Annotated in this window: 14 protein-coding genes; 10 read left to right on the top strand and 4 right to left on the bottom strand. The window is 69.7% G+C overall.

What is annotated here, in order from left to right; translation table 11 throughout:
* Positions 1 to 59: 59 nt before the first annotated feature.
* Positions 60 to 293 (top strand): SCO4848 family membrane protein, encoded by a 234-nt coding sequence (locus ACWEPL_RS28255; protein ID WP_350731290.1) that lies wholly within the window; start codon positions 60 to 62, stop codon positions 291 to 293.
* Here the strand turns inward: ACWEPL_RS28255 and ACWEPL_RS28250 are convergent.
* On the bottom strand, positions 265 to 1,617 hold the full coding sequence (locus tag ACWEPL_RS28250; protein ID WP_350731291.1) for a peptide ligase PGM1-related protein: 1,353 nt from the start codon (positions 1,615 to 1,617) through the stop codon (positions 265 to 267). The genes ACWEPL_RS28255 and ACWEPL_RS28250 overlap by 29 nt on opposite strands.
* 533 nt (positions 1,618 to 2,150) lie before the next feature.
* Here ACWEPL_RS28250 and ACWEPL_RS28245 point away from each other — a divergent pair.
* Entirely contained in the window at positions 2,151 to 3,377 is a 1,227-nt protein-coding gene (locus ACWEPL_RS28245) for a M20 family metallopeptidase (RefSeq protein WP_350731293.1), read from the top strand.
* 3 nt (positions 3,378 to 3,380) lie between these two features.
* Here ACWEPL_RS28245 and ACWEPL_RS28240 read toward each other — a convergent pair whose 3' ends face one another.
* Positions 3,381 to 5,261 carry a Xaa-Pro dipeptidyl-peptidase gene (locus ACWEPL_RS28240; protein ID WP_452437922.1) on the bottom strand — a complete coding sequence of 627 codons (1,881 nt, stop codon included), beginning with the start codon at positions 5,259 to 5,261 and terminating at the stop codon, positions 3,381 to 3,383.
* 279 nt (positions 5,262 to 5,540) lie between these two features.
* On the opposite strand from ACWEPL_RS28240, the gene ACWEPL_RS28235 reads away from it, so the two are divergent.
* The 6 genes from ACWEPL_RS28235 (at position 5,541) to ACWEPL_RS28210 (ending at position 12,377) form a co-directional block, all read left to right on the top strand.
* Positions 5,541 to 6,611 (top strand): BMP family lipoprotein, encoded by a 1,071-nt coding sequence (locus ACWEPL_RS28235; RefSeq protein ID WP_363962324.1) that lies wholly within the window; start codon positions 5,541 to 5,543, stop codon positions 6,609 to 6,611.
* 84 nt (positions 6,612 to 6,695) lie between these two features.
* A complete protein-coding gene (locus ACWEPL_RS28230; protein WP_452437921.1) occupies positions 6,696 to 8,282 on the top strand; it encodes an ABC transporter ATP-binding protein in 1,587 nt (528 codons plus the stop codon).
* The gene (locus ACWEPL_RS28225) at positions 8,282 to 9,424 is read left to right on the top strand and encodes an ABC transporter permease (RefSeq protein WP_363962326.1); all 1,143 of its coding nucleotides are present in this window, start codon (positions 8,282 to 8,284) and stop codon (positions 9,422 to 9,424) included. Before ACWEPL_RS28230 ends, ACWEPL_RS28225 begins: the two co-directional genes overlap by 1 nt.
* Positions 9,421 to 10,701: an ABC transporter permease gene (locus ACWEPL_RS28220; protein ID WP_452437920.1), complete on the top strand. Its 1,281-nt coding sequence runs from the start codon at positions 9,421 to 9,423 to the stop codon at positions 10,699 to 10,701. The genes ACWEPL_RS28225 and ACWEPL_RS28220 overlap by 4 nt, the downstream gene beginning before the upstream one ends.
* Complete coding sequence (locus tag ACWEPL_RS28215; protein ID WP_363962328.1) at positions 10,698 to 11,096, top strand: cytidine deaminase; 399 nt, start codon at positions 10,698 to 10,700, stop codon at positions 11,094 to 11,096. The genes ACWEPL_RS28220 and ACWEPL_RS28215 overlap by 4 nt, the downstream gene beginning before the upstream one ends.
* Positions 11,097 to 12,377: a thymidine phosphorylase gene (locus tag ACWEPL_RS28210; RefSeq protein WP_363962329.1), complete on the top strand. Its 1,281-nt coding sequence runs from the start codon at positions 11,097 to 11,099 to the stop codon at positions 12,375 to 12,377.
* A gap of 140 nt (positions 12,378 to 12,517) precedes the next feature.
* Here the strand turns inward: ACWEPL_RS28210 and ACWEPL_RS28205 are convergent, their stop codons facing one another.
* Positions 12,518 to 12,904, bottom strand: coding sequence for a MarR family winged helix-turn-helix transcriptional regulator (locus ACWEPL_RS28205; RefSeq protein ID WP_350731306.1), 387 nt, complete (start codon positions 12,902 to 12,904; stop codon positions 12,518 to 12,520).
* An 87-nt stretch (positions 12,905 to 12,991) separates the two neighbouring features.
* On the opposite strand from ACWEPL_RS28205, the gene ACWEPL_RS28200 reads away from it, so the two are divergent.
* Positions 12,992 to 14,398 carry an MFS transporter gene (locus ACWEPL_RS28200; RefSeq protein ID WP_363962330.1) on the top strand — a complete coding sequence of 469 codons (1,407 nt, stop codon included), beginning with the start codon at positions 12,992 to 12,994 and terminating at the stop codon, positions 14,396 to 14,398.
* Positions 14,399 to 14,452: 54 nt separating this feature from the next.
* On the opposite strand, the gene ACWEPL_RS28195 is transcribed toward ACWEPL_RS28200, so the two are convergent.
* Positions 14,453 to 16,267, bottom strand: coding sequence for a hypothetical protein (locus tag ACWEPL_RS28195; protein WP_452437919.1), 1,815 nt, complete (start codon positions 16,265 to 16,267; stop codon positions 14,453 to 14,455).
* Between the two features lie 89 nt (positions 16,268 to 16,356).
* On the opposite strand from ACWEPL_RS28195, the gene ACWEPL_RS28190 reads away from it, so the two are divergent.
* Positions 16,357 to 16,932, top strand: a complete 576-nt coding sequence (locus tag ACWEPL_RS28190; protein WP_452437918.1) for an AMIN-like domain-containing (lipo)protein — start codon at positions 16,357 to 16,359, stop codon at positions 16,930 to 16,932.
* The last annotated feature ends 3 nt before the right edge of the window (positions 16,933 to 16,935 follow it).

The raw sequence follows: 16,935 nt of genomic DNA, 5'->3' as shown, positions 1-16,935 counted from the left end.
GAATGCCCATGTGGCGACACATCCCCCGTTGATCCACCTTCGATACTAGAGAGGCGCTCATGTCACGAAAGATCGCCGGATTCCTCATCATCCTCGGCGCATTCATGATCTTCGAGTGGGTGAACCTCGGGTTTAACTTGGCCGACGGGCATCCGACCAGCTTCTACGTGGTGCACGGAATCCTGATCGCGGTGAACATCATCCTCGCCATCGTGCTGGGGATCATCGGCTGGCGGGGGTTGCGCGGGAGTCGCGAGAAGGGGGTCACGGGCCGCACAGGAGACGCCGGGTGAGGGCGTGCAGCTCGTCCGCCTCCTCCCGGGAGTCGCCGATCGTGGTGAAGCCCAGCTTCCCGTGCTCGGGCACGGCGCCGAGCAGGTGGAAGACGTTGCCGGTACGCCGTTCCGCGTCGAACCCGACCCCGAGCCGATCGGCCATGCGCACGACCTCGCCGGGGCTGCGCCCGCGCAGGCAGGTCGATGAGCAATTGTCGGTCGCGGTGTAGAACTTCGGCTGATTTCCGGACATGAGGAGGCCGGTGGCCGGATCGTACGTGGCCCCGGTCGTCAGCACGGCGGCGCCGAACGGATGCGTGGTGCCGCCGATCCGCAGGTTGATCTCGCACAGCAGCGCCGCGTACCCGGCGTCGGCCTTCAGCGCGAAGAAGTCCATGCCGAATATCCCCACCACGCCCCGATCGGCCAGCACCTGGGCGATCCGCTCGGCGGACGAGCCCACCTCGGCCCGGTACTCGAGCGCAGCGGGGAACGTGCAGCCCTGGTAGACGTGGCCGTTGGGCCCGCCGAGGATCTGGTCGTGCGTGGCCAGCACCTGCGCGGTGCCGCCCGGCGTGATGCAGGCCAGCGCGCTCGGGTAGTACAGCGGCCGGTGCTCGATGAACTCCTCGACCACCGCCCCCCGATCCCTGATCTTCGCGGTGAAATTGGCCCAGGTCTCGCCGGAGGCCGAGAAGCTGGTCAGCGACCGGTCGGCCTTGGTGACGATCGCGTTGCCGAGCCCGGAGTAGCTGTCGTTCAGCTTGACGATCACCCGCTCGCCCGGCAGGGCCTCGATCGCCTCCTCGATCTCCAGCACGTGCCGGACGTCGCCGAAGCCCCGCGCCATCGGCACGCCCGCCTCGTGCCCGACCTCGCGCGCCCCGCTCTTGGAGCCGTAATAGGCGAGGGCGGTGGCCGGTCCGTAGAGGGGGACGTTGAGTAACGAGGCGAGCTCCTCCTCGAGCTCGCTCAGGACGAACGGCACCAGCCAGGCGTCGCCCTCGATGGCCGCGCGCACCTGCTCCAGCGCGTCCGGGCGGGCGAGCAGGGCCTTGGTCAGCGGCTGGGACCAAGGGTCGTCGAGGCTGATCAGCGTGAGCCGTTTGGCCGCGTCATCCGGATCCGGCAGGAACGCGAAGTAGTAGTCGATGATGTCGGGATCGATGGGCGCGGAGGAGAGGTAGACCACCTTGACCCCGGGCTCGCGGAGCGTGAGCAGCAGGAACAGCAGCCGCTCCTCGTAGGATCTGGCCCCTGTGATCCGGCGGAGCTCATCCTGAGGAAGGGAGAGCGAGGGTACGACCACCAGGGTCCCCTCGCTCGGCTTGAAGATGCTCAACCCAGCATACTTCTCCCCGAACGGGATATTAGTGATCATATTGCGAGTGAAACACGCATTCTTCTCAAATGCAGCCATCGTCGAAGTGTGATGACCATGACAGAAGGTGACAGGATTCGGAATCGCTGACCACGTTTGAACTAACAGCATCGGGTCATGATCTACTGATCCGTTGTGACCATTTCCGGATCACCTGAACGTTCACGGACCGTGACCACCTGGGGTTACGGACATGCTCACAGGAACTTTTGGAGTATCTGTCACCGCGAACTTGCGCCGGGGCGATAAAGTCGAAGCATCGCCATCGGGCTCACGGCCGACCGCTGTGCTCCCGGGCTGCAGCGGCGCTCGCGACTGACGAACGCAAAGCCCATGCTGACGATCTCGCGCACCCCTACCAGTGGGTGTGTTTTTTGATCCGCCGAGTGTGCCGCTCGACCGGGAGGCCACGGCGGGATGGACGAGCTTTCACAGCGGATGAGCCGCGGTGGTCAGACATATTGGTGCGCGCGGCATGGACGGGACGGTGACATATGCGGGGACGTGAGCTTCGGGGGGAACTCGACGCGTTCCTGGCGGAGACCGAGCAGGATCTCGTGGCGTTCCGCCGCGACCTGCACATGCACCCTGAGTTGGCCTTCGCGGAATATCGCACGACGCAGCGGATCGCCGAGCGGCTCACCGCCGCCGGGTTGACCCCCTCGGTGCTCCCGCGCGGCACCGGGCTGATCTGCGACGTGGGCAGCGGCGACGGCCCGACCGTCGCGCTGCGCGCCGACATCGACGCGCTGCCGCTGCAGGACGAGAAGGACGTGTCCTACCGCTCCACCGTGGCCGGTGTCTGCCACGCGTGCGGCCATGACGTGCACACCACGGTCCTGCTCGGCACCTCGCTCTTCCTCGCCCAGCAGGCCGCCGCCGGCCTGCTGCCCGGCCGGGTGCGGCTGATCTTCCAGCCCGCCGAGGAGCTGCCCGGCGGCGCGCTCGAGGTCATGGCCCAGGGCGGCATCAGCGGCGTCGACCGCATCTTCGGCCTCCACTGCGACCCGCGCGTGGACGTCGGCCAGGTCGGGCTCAAGGCCGGCCCGATCACCTCGGCCTGCGACAAGCTGGTCGTCAGGGTGTCGGGCCCCGGCGGGCACACCGCCCGCCCCCACCTGACCGCCGACCTGGTCTTCGCCCTGGCCAAGATCCTCACCGAGCTGCCCGCCGCCCTGTCGCGCCGCGTCGACCCGCGCTCCTCGCTGAGCCTGGTCTGGGGCAAGGTCGAGGCCGGCACGGCGGCCAACGCGATCCCCGACGACGGCCTGGCCGCCGGGACGGTCCGCTGCCTCGACGAGGGCGCCTGGCACGCCGCCCCCGACCTGATCAAGTCGCTGCTGGAGTCGGTGGCCGGCGCCTACGGCGTGGAGGCCGAGATGGACTACACGCGCGGCGTGCCGCCGGTCGTCAACGACGAGGTCAGCGTCGAGATGCTGGCCGAGGCCGCCGAGCGCGTGCTGGGCGCGGGCGCGGTGGTCCCGACCCAGCAGTCACTCGGCGGCGAGGACTTCGCCTGGTACCTCGAGTCGATCCCCGGCGCGTTCGCCCGCCTGGGCACGCGTTCGCCCGACGGCGTGACGTACGACATCCACCAGGGCACCTTCGACGTCGACGAGAAGGCGATCGCGATGGGTGTGCGCGTCATGGCCGCCACGGCGCTGACCGCGCTGTGGGAGGTCGGCCCGCTCGACACGGTCACCACCACCGCGATGGCCTAGTCCCTACAGCAGCTTGCCGAAGACCACGGGCAGTCGCAGCGACGACTGCCCGGGCGAGACCGTGACCTTCGTGCCCGGCGGGTACCGCAGGGTGTAGTCGACGTCGGTCGAGATGATCACGAGGCCCAGCCGGTGGCCCTTCTTGAACAGGTAGTCCGTCGGCTGGAAGTCCCACGTGAACGTGTACTCCTTGCCCGGGCGCAGGGCCTCGGTCCGGTCCGCGCGGTGCCGGTTGCGGACGTCCAGCCAGCCCCTGGTGACGATCTTGTACGGGGTGGTGGCGGTGCCGAGCGTCCTGAGCGTCGTGCAGCCCGTGTCACCCGGGAAGCCCTCGCCGTAGCAGTAGGACTGGCCGGTCGAGACCAGGGAGCCGTTCGCGCGGACGTCCGTGCCGTAGTCCACCAGCAGTGCCGTCAGGTACGGCGAGGAGCCGTCCTTCAACGAGGCCCGCACCGACACCGTCGGGGTGCCGGAGATCCGCACGTCGGCGGGCAGGTCGCCGGTCACGTACGCCAGCCGGTTCGGATCGGAGCCCGTGGCCTCCACCAGCTGCTCGGCCGTCCTGGACTTCTGGTCCACGAACGACTCCCTGGCCGAGCGCGGGCTGGGCAGCAGGCCCAGCTTCGAGCCCGAGCCCGTCCAGAGCGGCACCGTGGCCGCGCCGGGCAGCGGCCATGAGGCGTGCTGGGCCCACTGGCCGGGCGCGATCTCCACGTCGGCCTGCGGCTCGCGCATGATGCCCGAGTCGATCCCGTACAGCCAGTAGTCGAACCAGCCGTGCAGCTGGCGCAGCCACTCGACCGTGCGCAGGTTGAAGGGGTTCATGTGGGTGCCCTGGTGCAGCCAGATCTTGCGCGGCACGTGCCGCTTGGCCAGGGCGTACCACCACTGGGCGAACTGCTTGGTCTTGACGTTCCAGTCGTTGAGCCCGTGCACCAGGAAGACGCTGGCCTTGACCTTGCCGACGTCGTTCAGGTAGTTGCGGGCGTCCCACATCGGGCTGTAGTCGCCGGTGATCCGGTCCTGGGCCGTGGTGATCCCGTCGATCAGGGCGCCGCAGGCGGCCTGGCCGTCCTGCCTGGTCAGCACGTACTTGGCGAGCACGTCCAGGTCCTCGCCCTGGAAGCCGCCGGGCGCCAGCACGCCGCCGTTGGCGCGGTAGTAGTCGTACCAGCTGGAGATCGAGGCGATCGGCACGATCGTCTTCAGGCCCTCGACGCCGGTCGTGGCGACCGCGTTGGGCAGCGTGCCGTTGTACGAGACGCCGATCATGCCGACCTTGCCCGTCGACCAGGTGGCCTCGACCGGGTTGCCGGCGGCGTCGAAGCCCTTGGCGCGGCCGTTCAGCCAGTCGATCGCGGCCTTCGGGCCGGCCGTCTCGTTGCGGTCGCCGGAGGTGGGGCAGCCGGTGGCGCGGCCGCTGCCGAGGTTCTCCACCAGCGCGATGGCGTACCCGCGGGGCAGGAAGTAGTTGTCGTAGTAGCCGTCGAAGGGCTCGGCGGCCAGCTTGTTCCTGGCGGCGGCGAGGGCGGGCAGCGGGTTGCCGTTCGCGTCCACGTCCACGGGGTGGTTGGGAACGTCGTTGCCGCCGGCGTAGTACGGGCTGGCCTCCATGATGACCGGGACCTTCAGCCCCTGGTCGGTCTCCTTGGGGCGCAGGATGTCGACGGCGACCCGGTCGGGCTTGCCGTCGTTGTCGCTGTCGGTGCCCTCGACCTCGACGAACACCGTCTGCTTGACGGCGTCCGCGCGGGAGAAGACGGGCTGGGTGGCGTTGTTCTCGATCTTTATGGCCGGTGCGTCGGCCGTCGCGGGCGTGTTTCCACTCAGGGCCACGACGAGCAGTGTGGCCAGCGGCACTGTCAGGACCTTCCAAGGATGCATACGGGGCTCCGAGATCAGGTTTCCACCGTCTGTCGGAATCTCCGTCATGATCCGCGCCGGCACAAGGGGTCAAAGTTGGGCAAAACCTTCCGTGTGTCACGGATTGCTCCCGATTCGTCCTTCAGGTCACGGACGCGAGTGATGTCGATAACGGAGCGGTTGCGACCCTGTGCGCTGGTTTGGTTCGCCCTGGTCAAGCAACTATCTTCCGTGCAGGTGCCGTACGTTCTTTTGGGCCTGACAGCGGCGAGGACGACGGGGAAATGGAAGGGAGTCGCCTTGCTCGGCAAGCGATTCAGCAGGATGGCGATCGGCTCCGTGGCCGGGGTCATGCTCATGGCCGCGGCGGCCTGCGGCGGCAGTGGTGGGGGTACCACGGCCAGCGAGGCGCCCAGCAGCGCCGACGCGAGCAGTGAGGCGTCGAAGGGCGGGCTGAAGGTCGGACTGGCGTTCGACGTCGGCGGCCGGGGCGACAAGTCCTTCAACGACGCGGCCTACGCCGGTCTGGAGAAGGCCAAGACGGACCTCAGCGCGGACATCAAGGAGCTGAGCCCGGCGGCCGACGGCTCCAACCGTGGCGACCTGCTGCGCCAGCTCGCCGACGCGGGTTACAACCCGATCATCGGCGTCGGCTTCGCGTACGGCGACGACATCAAGAAGACGGCGGCCGAGTACCCCGACATCCAGTTCGCGGTGGTCGACTCCGCCTCCAACGGGCCGAACGTGACCGGCCTGCTGTTCGCCGAGGAGCAGGGCTCCTACCTGGCGGGCGTCGCGGCGGCCACCAAGTCCAAGTCCAACCACGTGGGCTTCGTCGGCGGCGTCGAGAACGACCTGATCAAGAAGTTCGAGGCGGGCTTCGTGGCCGGCGTGAAGTCGGTCAAGCCGGACGCCAAGATCGACATCAAGTACCTCACCCCCGACGGTGACTTCTCCGGCTTCAAGGCCCCCGACAAGGGCAAGGTCGCGGCCGAGAAGATGTACCAGGACGGCGCCGACATCGTCTACCACGCCTCCGGCGACTCCGGCCTGGGCGTGTTCCAGGCGGCGGCCGCGGCCAAGAAGAAGGCCATCGGCGTCGACTCCGACCAGCGCCAGACGGTCAAGGAGACCGACCTGCAGGGCGTCATCATGACCTCGATGCTCAAGCGGGTCGACGTCGGCGTGTTCGAGTTCATCAAGGCCTTCCAGGGCGGCGCCAAGGGCGGCTCCAACATCACGTACGACCTCAAGGTCGACGGCGTGGGCCTGTCCACCACCGGCGGCGAGATCGACGACATCAAGGACAAGCTCGACGCGGCCAAGAAGGACATCGTCGACGGCAAAATCACGGTTCCGTCGAAGCCGTAATCGGGGTAGGAGTGACAGCTGAGGGCCCGGAGTCCCCACTTCGGGCCTTCTGTCTATCCCCCGCCCCCCGCTAGGAGAGGCGAAATGAGTGCTGACACCCTGGCCACGGCGAAACCCGCTGTAGAGCTGGAGGGCATCACCAAGCGTTTCCCCGGTGTCGTCGCGAACCACGACATCCGCATCACCGTCGAACCAGGGACGGTGCACGCCATCGTCGGGGAGAACGGCGCGGGCAAGTCAACGCTGATGAAGATCCTGTACGGCATGCAGAAGCCGGACGAGGGCACCATCAGGATCAACGGCGCCGAGGTCAGCTTCCGTACGCCGAGCGACGCCATCGGCGTCGGCATCGGCATGGTCCACCAGCACTTCATGCTGGCCGACAACCTCACCGTGCTGGAGAACGTCGTCCTCGGGGCCGAGCCGAAGAAGGCCGGCATGCTCGACATGGCCTCCGCCCGGAAACGCATAACCGAGCTGGCCGAGAGCCACGGCCTGCGGGTCGACCCCGACAAGCTCGTGGAGGACCTCGGCGTAGGCGACCGCCAGCGCGTCGAGATCCTCAAGGTCCTCTACCGAGGCGCGCGCATCCTCATCCTCGACGAGCCGACGGCCGTGCTCGTGCCGCAGGAGGTCGAGGAGCTCTTCCAGAACCTGCGCGAGCTCAAGGCCGACGGCCTGACCGTCATCTTCATCTCCCACAAGCTCGACGAGGTGCTCGGCATCGCCGACGCGATCACCGTGATCCGGCGCGGCACCACGGTCGCGAGCGTGGACCCCCGCGAGGTCACGGCGCGCCAGCTCGCCGAGCTGATGGTCGGCAGCGAGCTGCCCACGCCCGAGACCCGCGAGTCCACGGTGACCCACGTCGTGACGCTGCGGGTCGCCCAGGTCACCATGGAGGCCGACGGCTACCACGCCGCCGCCGACCCGGCCAAGCTGCGCGAAGAAGGCAAACGGCTGCTCCTCGACGACGTGTCGTTCGAGATCCACCGGGGCGAGATCCTCGGCATCGCCGGTGTCGAGGGCAACGGCCAGTCCGAGCTGATCGAGGCGATCATGGGCATCCGGCCCGCGCACGGCAGCATCGAGCTGGACGGCCAGGACATCAGCCAATGGTCCACGCTCAAGCGCAGAGAGTCCGGCATCGGCTACATCCCGGAGGACCGGCACCGGCAGGGCCTGCTGCTGGAGGCCTCGCTGTGGGAGAACCGCGTGCTCGGCCACCAGACTAGGAAGCCCGCGCGCAGCGGCATCTGGATCAACCGGCGGGCCTCGAAGGCCGACACCGAGCGCATCGTCAAGGACTACGACGTACGCACGCCCGGCGTCGACACGCTGGCCCTGGCCCTGTCGGGCGGCAACCAGCAGAAGCTGATCGTGGGCCGCGAGATGAGCGGCGAGCCGAGGTTCCTCATCGCCGCCCACCCCACCAGAGGCGTGGACGTCGGCGCGCAGGCCGCCATCTGGGACCACCTGCGCAACGCCAGGGCCGCCGGGCTGGCCGTGCTGCTCATCTCCGCCGACCTCGACGAGCTGATCGGCCTGTCCGACACGCTCCAGGTGATCTACCGCGGGCGGCTCGTGGCCGCGCTCGACCCTTCCGACATCACGCCCGAGCGGCTGGGCGGCTACATGACCGGCGCCATCGCCGGCACTGAGGAGACGTGATGCCCGCCGGGCTCAACCGGGCGCTGCTCACCGTGGCGGGCGCCGTCGTCGCCATCGTCCTCGCGGTCGCGATCTCCAGCGTGGCGATCACCGCGGCGGGCGCCAGCCCGCTCGACGCGTTCGCCGCCTTCTTCGACTTCGGCGCGACCCCGCGGGCCGTCTCCAACGGCATCGCGGCCTTCCTCAACCGGGCCGTGCCCCTGTTCATCGCCGGTCTCGCGGTGGCCGTCGGCTTCCGCATGAACCTCTTCAACATCGGCGTTGAGGGCCAGTACCGGCTCGCGGCCATCGTCGCCGCGTACGTGGGCTCGACGTTCGAGGCGCCCGCCCCGATCCAGATCGCGGTGATCATCGTGGTCGCCGCGGCCGTCGGCGGCCTCTACGCGCTGATCCCCGCGGTCATGAAGGTGACCAGGGGCGTGAACGAGGTCATCGCCACGATCATGCTGAACTACGTCGCGATCAACATCGCGTCCTACCTCGTACGCGGCCCCTTCGCGGGTCAGCGCGCCGCGGGCCAGCTCACCACGACCACGCCGCAGTTGCCCGAGTCTGCCATGTTCCCCAACCTGAACTTCCTGTTCGAGGGGTTCGGCCTGCTCCCGCCCACGCGCGGCGGCGGCCTGTGGGGCTTCCTGATCGTGGCGATCGTGCTCGGCGTGGTGATCTGGGTGGTGCTGGAGCGGACCCGGTTCGGCTTCAACGTCAAGGCCAGCGGCCTCAACGGCCCGGCCGCGCTCGCCTCCGGCGTGAACCCCAAGACCATGGTCATCGCGGCGATGGTGCTGTCCGGTGCGATCGCCGGACTCATCGGCCTGCCCGAGATCCTCGGCGACAAGGGCGCGTTCAACTCCAACTTCACCGCCGGTCTGGGCTTCCTCGGCATCGCGGTGGCGCTGCTCGGCAGGAACAAGCCCGTCGGCATCGCGGTCGCCGCGCTGCTGTTCGCCTTCCTCGACCGGGCGCAGGGTCCCCTGCAGATCGCGAACGTCCCGCCGTCCGTCATCACGATCATCCAGGGCGTCATCGTCCTGCTGGTCGTCGTGGCCAACGAGGTGACGAACCGGCTCGCGCTCAGACTCGAGGAGCGCCGGGCCGCCCAGCAGCTCAGCAGCAAGACCCCGGTTGAGGTGGCAGCATGACCAGGCTAAGCAAGTACCACCTGGCGCTCATCGGAGTCGCCGCGCTCATCCTGCTGATGTCGCTGGTACGCGTCGCGTCCGGCCAGAACGACATCACCTCGTCCGGCACGTTCGCCGCCGCCCTGCTGCTCGCGGTGCCGATCGGCCTGGCCGGCCTCGGCGGCCTGTGGGCCGAGCGGGCCGGCGTGGTCAACATCGGCCTCGAAGGCATGATGGTGCTCGGCACCTGGTTCGCCGGCTGGGCCGGATACCAGTGGGGCGCCTGGGCCGCGCTGCTGGCCGGGCTGCTCGGCGGCGCGCTCGGCGGCCTCATCCACGCCGTCGCGACCGTGACGTTCGGCGTCGACCACATCATCAGCGGCGTCGCGATCAACCTGCTCGGCCCCGGCATCACCCGCTTCCTGTCCGAGGTGTTCTACAAGGACGGCACCGCCGCGGCGGACGCGGGCGCGGGCTTCACCGGCTCACCGGCGATCACCTCGCCCGCGCCGACGCCCAGCCTGCCGCTGCTCTCCGACGGGCCGGACCTCCTGGGCAAGCTGGAAGGGACTCACTGGTTCCTCCTCTCGGACCTGGCGGGCATCCTGCGCGGGCTCACGCACGAAGTGAACGTGCTGGTCATCCTGGCGGTCCTGCTGCTGCCCCTGACGTTCTTCGTGCTCTGGCACACCCCGTTCGGGTTGCGCCTGCGCTCGGTGGGCGAGAACCCGTGGGCGGCCGAGTCGCTGGGCGTGAACGTCTACCGGATCAAGTACCTCGCGGTCGTCGTCTCCGGCGCGTTCGCCGGGCTCGGCGGCGTGTTCCTGGTCTTTGTCTCCTCCAAGTACGTCGAGGGCCAGACGCAGGGGCGCGGCTTCATCGGCCTGGCCGCCATGATCTTCGGTAACTGGCGGCCGGGCGGGCTCGCCATCGGCTCCTCGCTGTTCGGCTACGCCAGCGGGCTCCAGCTGCGCAGCACCGGGGCGATCACCACGGTCTTCCTGTTCGGCGCCGTGCTGCTGCTCATCTACCTGATCATCAGGGTCCGCCGGATGCTGTCGCCCGACCGGCCCGCCGAGCTCGCGGCCAGGAGCGCCAGGGAATATACGCTGATGGCGGTCGCCGCCGCGGGCATGGTCGTGCTCTTCTGGCTCTGGCTGACCGTCGACCAGCTGCCGAACGAGTTCGTCTACATGACACCACACGTGCTCACGCTGATCGTGCTTCTGGTGGCTTCGCAGCGGCTGCGAATGCCCAAGGCCGACGGCGTGCGCTACCGCCGGGGAGAACAACATTGAGCACCATCAACTGGGACGGCCTGCGTTTCGAGGCCACGCAGGCCATGCACAACGCGTACGCGCCGTACTCGAAGTTCCCCGTGGGGGCGGCGGCGCTGGCGGACGACGGGCGGATCGTCACGGGCTGCAACGTCGAGAACGCCTCCTACGGCGTGGGCCTGTGCGCCGAGTGCGGCCTGGTGTCGGCGCTGCAGGCGACGGGCGGCGGCCGGCTGGTGGCCTTCACCTGCGTGGACGGGCACGGTGAGCTGCTGATGCCGTGCGGGCGCTGCCGTCAGTTGCTGTACGAGTTCGGCGGCGAGGACCTGCTGGTCGAGACCGTGGACGGGCCGAAGCGGATGGCGGAGATCCTGCCGTACGCGTTCGGCCCCCAGGACCTCAGCCGGAGCGCCTGAATGGACGCGATCGAGGTCATCCGCGCCAAGCGTGACGGCGGCGAGCTGACCACGGCCCAGATCGACTGGGTGATCGACTCCTACACGCGCGGCGGCGTGGCCGACGAGCAGATGTCCGCGCTGGCCATGGCCATCCTCCTGAACGGCATGAACCGCCGCGAGATCGCCGACTGGACCCAGGCCATGATCCGCTCGGGCGAGCGCATGGACTGGTCCGCGCTCGACCGGCCCACCGCCGACAAGCACTCGACCGGCGGCGTCGGGGACAAGATCACGCTGCCGCTGGCGCCCCTGGTGGCGGCGTGCGGGGCGTACGTGCCGCAGCTCTCGGGCCGCGGCCTCGGGCACACCGGCGGCACGCTCGACAAGCTCGAGTCGATCCCCGGCTGGCGGGCCTCGCTCTCCAACGGCGAGATGCTGCAGGTCCTGCGCTCGGCGGGCGCGGTCGTGTGCGCGGCCGGGTCGGGGCTGGCACCCGCCGACAAGAAGCTGTACGCGCTGCGCGACGTCACCGGCACCGTCGAGTCGATCCCGCTGATCGCCTCGTCGATCATGTCCAAGAAGATCGCCGAGGGCACCGGCTCGCTCGTCCTCGACGTGAAGGTGGGCTCGGGGGCGTTCATGAAGACCCCCGAGACGGCTCGGGAACTGGCCGAGACCATGGTGGCCCTGGGGACGGACGCCGGGGTGCGCACCGTGGCCCTGCTGACCGCGATGGACCGGCCGCTGGGCCTGGCCGTGGGGAACGCGCTGGAGGTCGCGGAGTCGGTCGAGGTGCTCGCCGGAGGCGGGCCCGCCGACGTGGTGGAGCTGACGGTACGGCTGGCGCGCGAGATGCTGGAGGCGGCCGGGGTGTCGTCCGGAAAGGACCCCGCCAAGGCCCTCGCCGACGGGTCGGCCATGGACGCGTGGCGGCGGATGATCCTGGCGCAGGGCGGCGATCCGGACGCCCTGCTTCCCCGGGCGGCCGAGACCCTGACCGTGGAGGCGCCCGCGTCCGGGGTGGTGACCCGGCTGGACGCGTATGCCGTGGGCCTGGCCGCCTGGCGCCTGGGCGCCGGACGGGCGCGCAAGGAGGACCCGGTGTCGTTCGGGGCCGGGATCACCCTGCACGCCAAGCCTGGAGATCTGGTGCGGGAGGGGCAGCCGCTGATGACGCTGCACGCGGACGAGACGGCTCGGTTCGAGCGCGCTCTGGAGGCGCTGGAGGGCGGCTACGCGGTGGGCTCGGCGGGCGAGGAACACCTCCCCCTGGTCATCGACCGCATCACCGCCTCCTGACCACCCCCATCCCCGGCGCACGCCCTACCGTCGCGGCCGCCTCGCCGCGCATCCAACCCCCTGTTCGAAGGACACCGGCCACGGTCGGCGGGGTCGTCCCTGAGGTCCTTCGGGGGACAGGGCGTCGGGCTCTGCGGTGGTCAGCGGGCCAGGGCCGGGGCGTCGGCGAAGATCTCCGCGAGGACGGCGCGCTGTGTGGGGAGGGCCTCGGCGTGGCGGGCGCGGCCCTCGTCCGTGATGCACACGAACACACCCCGCCGGTCCGCGTCGCAGACCCCGCGTGACACGAGCGCGGCCTTCTCCAGGCGAGCCACCACCCGGGACAGGGCGCTCTGGCTCAGGTGGACCTCGTCGCAGAGCTCCTGGATGCGCAGCTTCCGGTCATGATGGACGATCCGGTCGAGCACCTCGAACTCGCTGGGCCCCAGCCCATGTCGATCCCCCAGCTCGCGCTCCAGAGCGCACATGCCCTTGGCGTGCTTGGCCAGGACGTAATGCCAGGTGTCGACCACGAACTCCTCGTCCATGTCGCGGAGGTTACCACTTCGCTAAAACTTATGCAACGGCATTAAATGCGTTTGCATTAGATGCAACCGCATGTATCGTTCTGTCCCATGTCCTCTTCCTCATCCCGTTGGGGCGCGCTCGCCGTGCTCTGCGCAGTGATCTTCCTTGACGCCCTTGACGTCTCGATGGTCGGTGTCGCCCTACCTGCCATTCAGCACGATCTGGGCCTGAGTACGTCATCTCTGCAGTGGGTGGTCAGCGGCTACGTGCTCGGCTACGGCGGTCTTCTGTTGCTCGGGGGCAGGACCGCCGACCTGCTCGGGCGGCGCAGGGTGTTCCTGGTCGCTTTGGGTGTCTTCGCCGTGGCGTCGTTGCTCGGTGGCATTGTGGACGACGGCGGGCTGCTGATCGCGGCCCGGTTCGTCAAGGGTGTGGCCGCCGCGTTCACCGCCCCCGCGGCCTTGTCGATCATCACGACGACTTTTCCTGAGGGGCCCGAGCGCAACAAGGCATTGAGCATCTTCACCGCCTGTGGCGCCAGCGGCTACTCGCTCGGCCTCGTGCTGTCCGGCCTGCTCACCGAGATCGGCTGGCGCTGGACGCTGCTGATGCCGGTCCCCGTGGCGATCCTCGCCCTGCTGGTCGCGCCGAGGGTGCTGCGCGGCCGTGACGAGCGGGCCGAAGGCGGTCACGACCTGATCGGCGCCGCGCTGATCACCGCGTCCATGCTGCTGCTGGTGTTCACGGTCGTGCAGGCGCCGGAGGCCGGCTGGGCCTCGCTGCAGACCATCGGCTCGCTGGTGGCGGTGGCCGTGCTGCTCGGCCTGTTCGTCTTCACCGAGCGGCGGATGCGGCACCCGCTGGTGCGCCTCGGCATCCTGCGCTCCGGCCACATCGTCCGCGCCAACCTGGGGCTGCTCATCCTCATGGGCTCGTACGTGGCCTTCCAGTTCGTGGCGATGCAGTACTTCCAGAACCTCCTCGGCTGGTCGGCCCTGGGCACCGCCCTGGCGTTCCTGCCCGCCGGCCTGCTGGTCGCGCTCACCTCGACCAAGATGGGTGACTTCGCCGACAGGTTCGGCACCGGCAAGCTGATCGTCATCGGCTCCGCCGCGCTGGCCGGCGGGTACGCGATGTTCCTCGGCATCGACCGCACTCCCAGCCTCGGCGGCATGGTGATCCCGGGCATGCTCCTGATGGGCATCGCGTTCGCGCTGTCGTTCCCCTCGCTGAACATCCAGGCCACCACCGGCGTGGACGACGACGAGCAGGGGCTGGCCTCCGGGCTGCTCAACACCTCCGGCCAGGTGGGCGGCGCGATCGTGCTGGCCGTGGTCACCGCCGTGCTCACCTCGGGCGGCGGTGAGACGCTCTCGATCGGCTCGCTGCGCTCGGCGATCGTGGTCTCGCTGGTGCTGGCCCTGGTCGGGCTGGCGATCTCGGCGACCGGGCTGCGCGCCCGCAAGGCCCAGGCCGTCGAGGGCGAGAGCGTCAAGGTCTACGAGACCGTCTGACCAGCGGCGTTTGTCACAGAAAGGGCTCCGTCGTCCCGGCGGGGCCCTTTCTCGTCATTTCAGCGCGCCGAGCGGGGAGTCGTAGCCGATCCACTCCTCGCCCCCGAAGTCGGCGCTCTTGCCCGACCGGACGTTCACCTTGGTCAGGTAGGCGTCCTCGTCGTCATCGTCGGGCTGGCGTACGAGGACCTCGTCGGCGCTGAGCCAGCGCTCGACCGCGATCACGCCGTAGTCGTCGAGCGCCGTACGGGAGCCGAAGACGCGGCCGGTGCGGGCGTTCATGGTGACGAGCCGCTCGTCGGCCGACACCAGGGCCAGCGTGCGGCCGTCCGGGGAGAGCGCGGCGCCGTACTCGAGGAGGCCGGGGTCGACGCGGTAACCGCCCGCGCGGCCCCTCGCGCCCTGGAGCGTGAGGGTGGCGACCGACGCGTGGCCCGGTACGTCGTCCACGTCCACCTCGTCGCTGACCACCCGCCTGCCGTCGTTCCCCACGGCCAGGATCTTGATCTTCGTTCCGCTGACGTGCCGGGTCGCGCCGGTGTCGAAGTCGAGCATCGCGCCGTCGGCGGCTCCGAAGTCGAGAGCGAAGTACCGGCCGTTCGGCGAGGAGGTGATGTGCGGGAGCGTCTCCTCGTGCTTGATGTCGATCTTCTTGACGACGCCCGTCGGCAGGTCGTGCACGACGTACGAGCCGTCGCGGTGCCGGTAGGCCAGGCGGTGGCCGTCCTGGCTGATGGCGAGGGGCAGGGCGACGAGCGTGTCCTCGTCGTAGCCGGCCCGCGCGGCCTGCAGCCGCCACTCCTTGCCCGACAGGGTCGTCAGCCGCCACTGGCCGCAGGGTTGCGGGTCGCTGGAGTCGGAGGAGGCGCCCTCGCAGTAGTCCGTGTACGCGTACCGGATGGGGTCGCCCAGCTTGTCCGGCATCGCCATGGGGACCTCGTCCGGCGGCGTGAGGGCGGTGCTGCCGTCATCGGCCGCCTTCTCCAGGTTGCCCGCCAGGGTGCTCGCCGCGATCACGACCAGGGCCGCGAGCGCGCCGACGGCCCCTGCCGACGCGGCCGCCCACAGGGTGACGCGGAGCCTGCGCCGCCTGCCGATGCGGGTCAGGACGGGCTCGGAGAGGTTGATGTGCGGCATGCCGGCCGCGATCCGGACCAGGGCGGCACGCAGGCCTGGCTCGTCGGTGTCCGACCCCTGGGTGGGGACTGCCCACGGGGTGGCTGCCGCCTCATGAGCGGTGCCCGGCGGATCCTCCGGGGCGACCCACGGCGCCTGGTCCGCCGCCTCCCGCACGTCACCGTCCGGCTCCGGAGACGCGTCACCGTCCGGCTCCGAGGGTGCGTCACCGTCCGGCTCCGAGGGTGCGTCGCCATCCGGCTCCGGAGACGGGGCGTCATCCGGCTCCGGGGACGGGGCAACGCCTGGCTCCGGGGGCTCCGGGGGCGCCGGCGTTTCGGCGCGCGTGAAGAGGTCGGGGTGCGCGGCCCGGAGGAGGGCGAGGGCTTGGTGCGCCTCCTCGTCCAGGGCGGCGGTCCACAGGCCCGTCACCATGGCCACCTGGTCCGGCGGCAGCGCGTCGTGGTAGCGCGCCACGAGCACGGCTCGCGCCGTGGGCGGCAGCGTGGCCAGCGCGTGGTCCTCGGGTGCGGGCGGCGGCGCGGCGGCCAGGAAGCGCGCGTACAACTCACGCAACACCTCCACGGCCGGCTGGCCCCAGCGGATGGTGGACCAGCGGCGGCACGCCGTGACCAGCGCCTCGACCGCCAGCTCGCGGGCCCGGTCCGCGTCACCCGTCAGCAGGTACGCGGTTCGCGCGAACGACGGCGAGTAGTTGGTCAGAAAGATCGGTAAATCGCCAGACTTTTTCACGTATATAACTCCTCGTGGGGTGATCAGGGTACTCGGCAGGGCGGGAAGCCCGGTCGCATGCGGGACCGCAGGCCGGGCATCTTGGAGGTATGCGCCCGTCATCCCCGCGAGCGGGCTCCCGGCTTCTCGCCTCGCTCGCCTGCCTGGCCCTGCTCACCGCCTGCGGCCAGGCCGTCCAGACCGCCCTGCCGCAGCAGCCCGCCGCCACCCGGACGGACCGGCCGGGGCCCGACACGCCGACGAGCACGGCCGAGGTGGACGTCCAGCGCGACGGGATCGAGCCCGCCGTCGTCACGGGCGTCCGGTTCGCCGGTCACGACACGTACGACCGCCTGGTCATCGACCTCAAGGGCAAGGTCCCGGGCTACAGCGTCGAGTGGGTGGACGAATTCGTCGAGGACGGCTCGGGCAAGCCCATGGACGTGAACGGCGGCGCGTACCTCCAGGTCACGCTCGTCCCCGCGAACGCCCACGACACGAAGGGCAAGCCCACCTGGAAGGGCGGCCCCGTCTTCCCCACCGGCCTGCTCAACCTCACCGACGTCGTCAGGACCGGCGACTTCGAGGGACACGTCGGCATCGGCATGGTGCTGGCCAGGAAGGCCGCGTTCCAGGTCAAGGAGCAGGGCGGTCCCAGCCGCCTGATCATCGACGTGGCACACTGACGT

The organism is Nonomuraea sp. NPDC004186 (assembly GCF_053603495.1).
The sequence above is the reverse complement of the archived record's forward strand: the minus strand, read 5'-3'. Positions and strand labels throughout refer to the sequence as shown.

Coding starts and splice junctions, on each gene's coding strand:
- ACWEPL_RS28255 (WP_350731290.1), top strand. CDS start 60: ATGTCACGAAAGATCGCCGGATTCCTCATCATCCTCGGCGCATTCATG.
- ACWEPL_RS28245 (WP_350731293.1), top strand. CDS start 2,151: ATGCGGGGACGTGAGCTTCGGGGGGAACTCGACGCGTTCCTGGCGGAG.
- ACWEPL_RS28240 (WP_452437922.1), bottom strand. CDS start 5,261: ATGCATCCTTGGAAGGTCCTGACAGTGCCGCTGGCCACACTGCTCGTC.
- ACWEPL_RS28230 (WP_452437921.1), top strand. CDS start 6,696: ATGAGTGCTGACACCCTGGCCACGGCGAAACCCGCTGTAGAGCTGGAG.
- ACWEPL_RS28225 (WP_363962326.1), top strand. CDS start 8,282: ATGCCCGCCGGGCTCAACCGGGCGCTGCTCACCGTGGCGGGCGCCGTC.
- ACWEPL_RS28220 (WP_452437920.1), top strand. CDS start 9,421: ATGACCAGGCTAAGCAAGTACCACCTGGCGCTCATCGGAGTCGCCGCG.
- ACWEPL_RS28210 (WP_363962329.1), top strand. CDS start 11,097: ATGGACGCGATCGAGGTCATCCGCGCCAAGCGTGACGGCGGCGAGCTG.
- ACWEPL_RS28205 (WP_350731306.1), bottom strand. CDS start 12,904: ATGGACGAGGAGTTCGTGGTCGACACCTGGCATTACGTCCTGGCCAAG.
- ACWEPL_RS28200 (WP_363962330.1), top strand. CDS start 12,992: ATGTCCTCTTCCTCATCCCGTTGGGGCGCGCTCGCCGTGCTCTGCGCA.
- ACWEPL_RS28190 (WP_452437918.1), top strand. CDS start 16,357: ATGCGCCCGTCATCCCCGCGAGCGGGCTCCCGGCTTCTCGCCTCGCTC.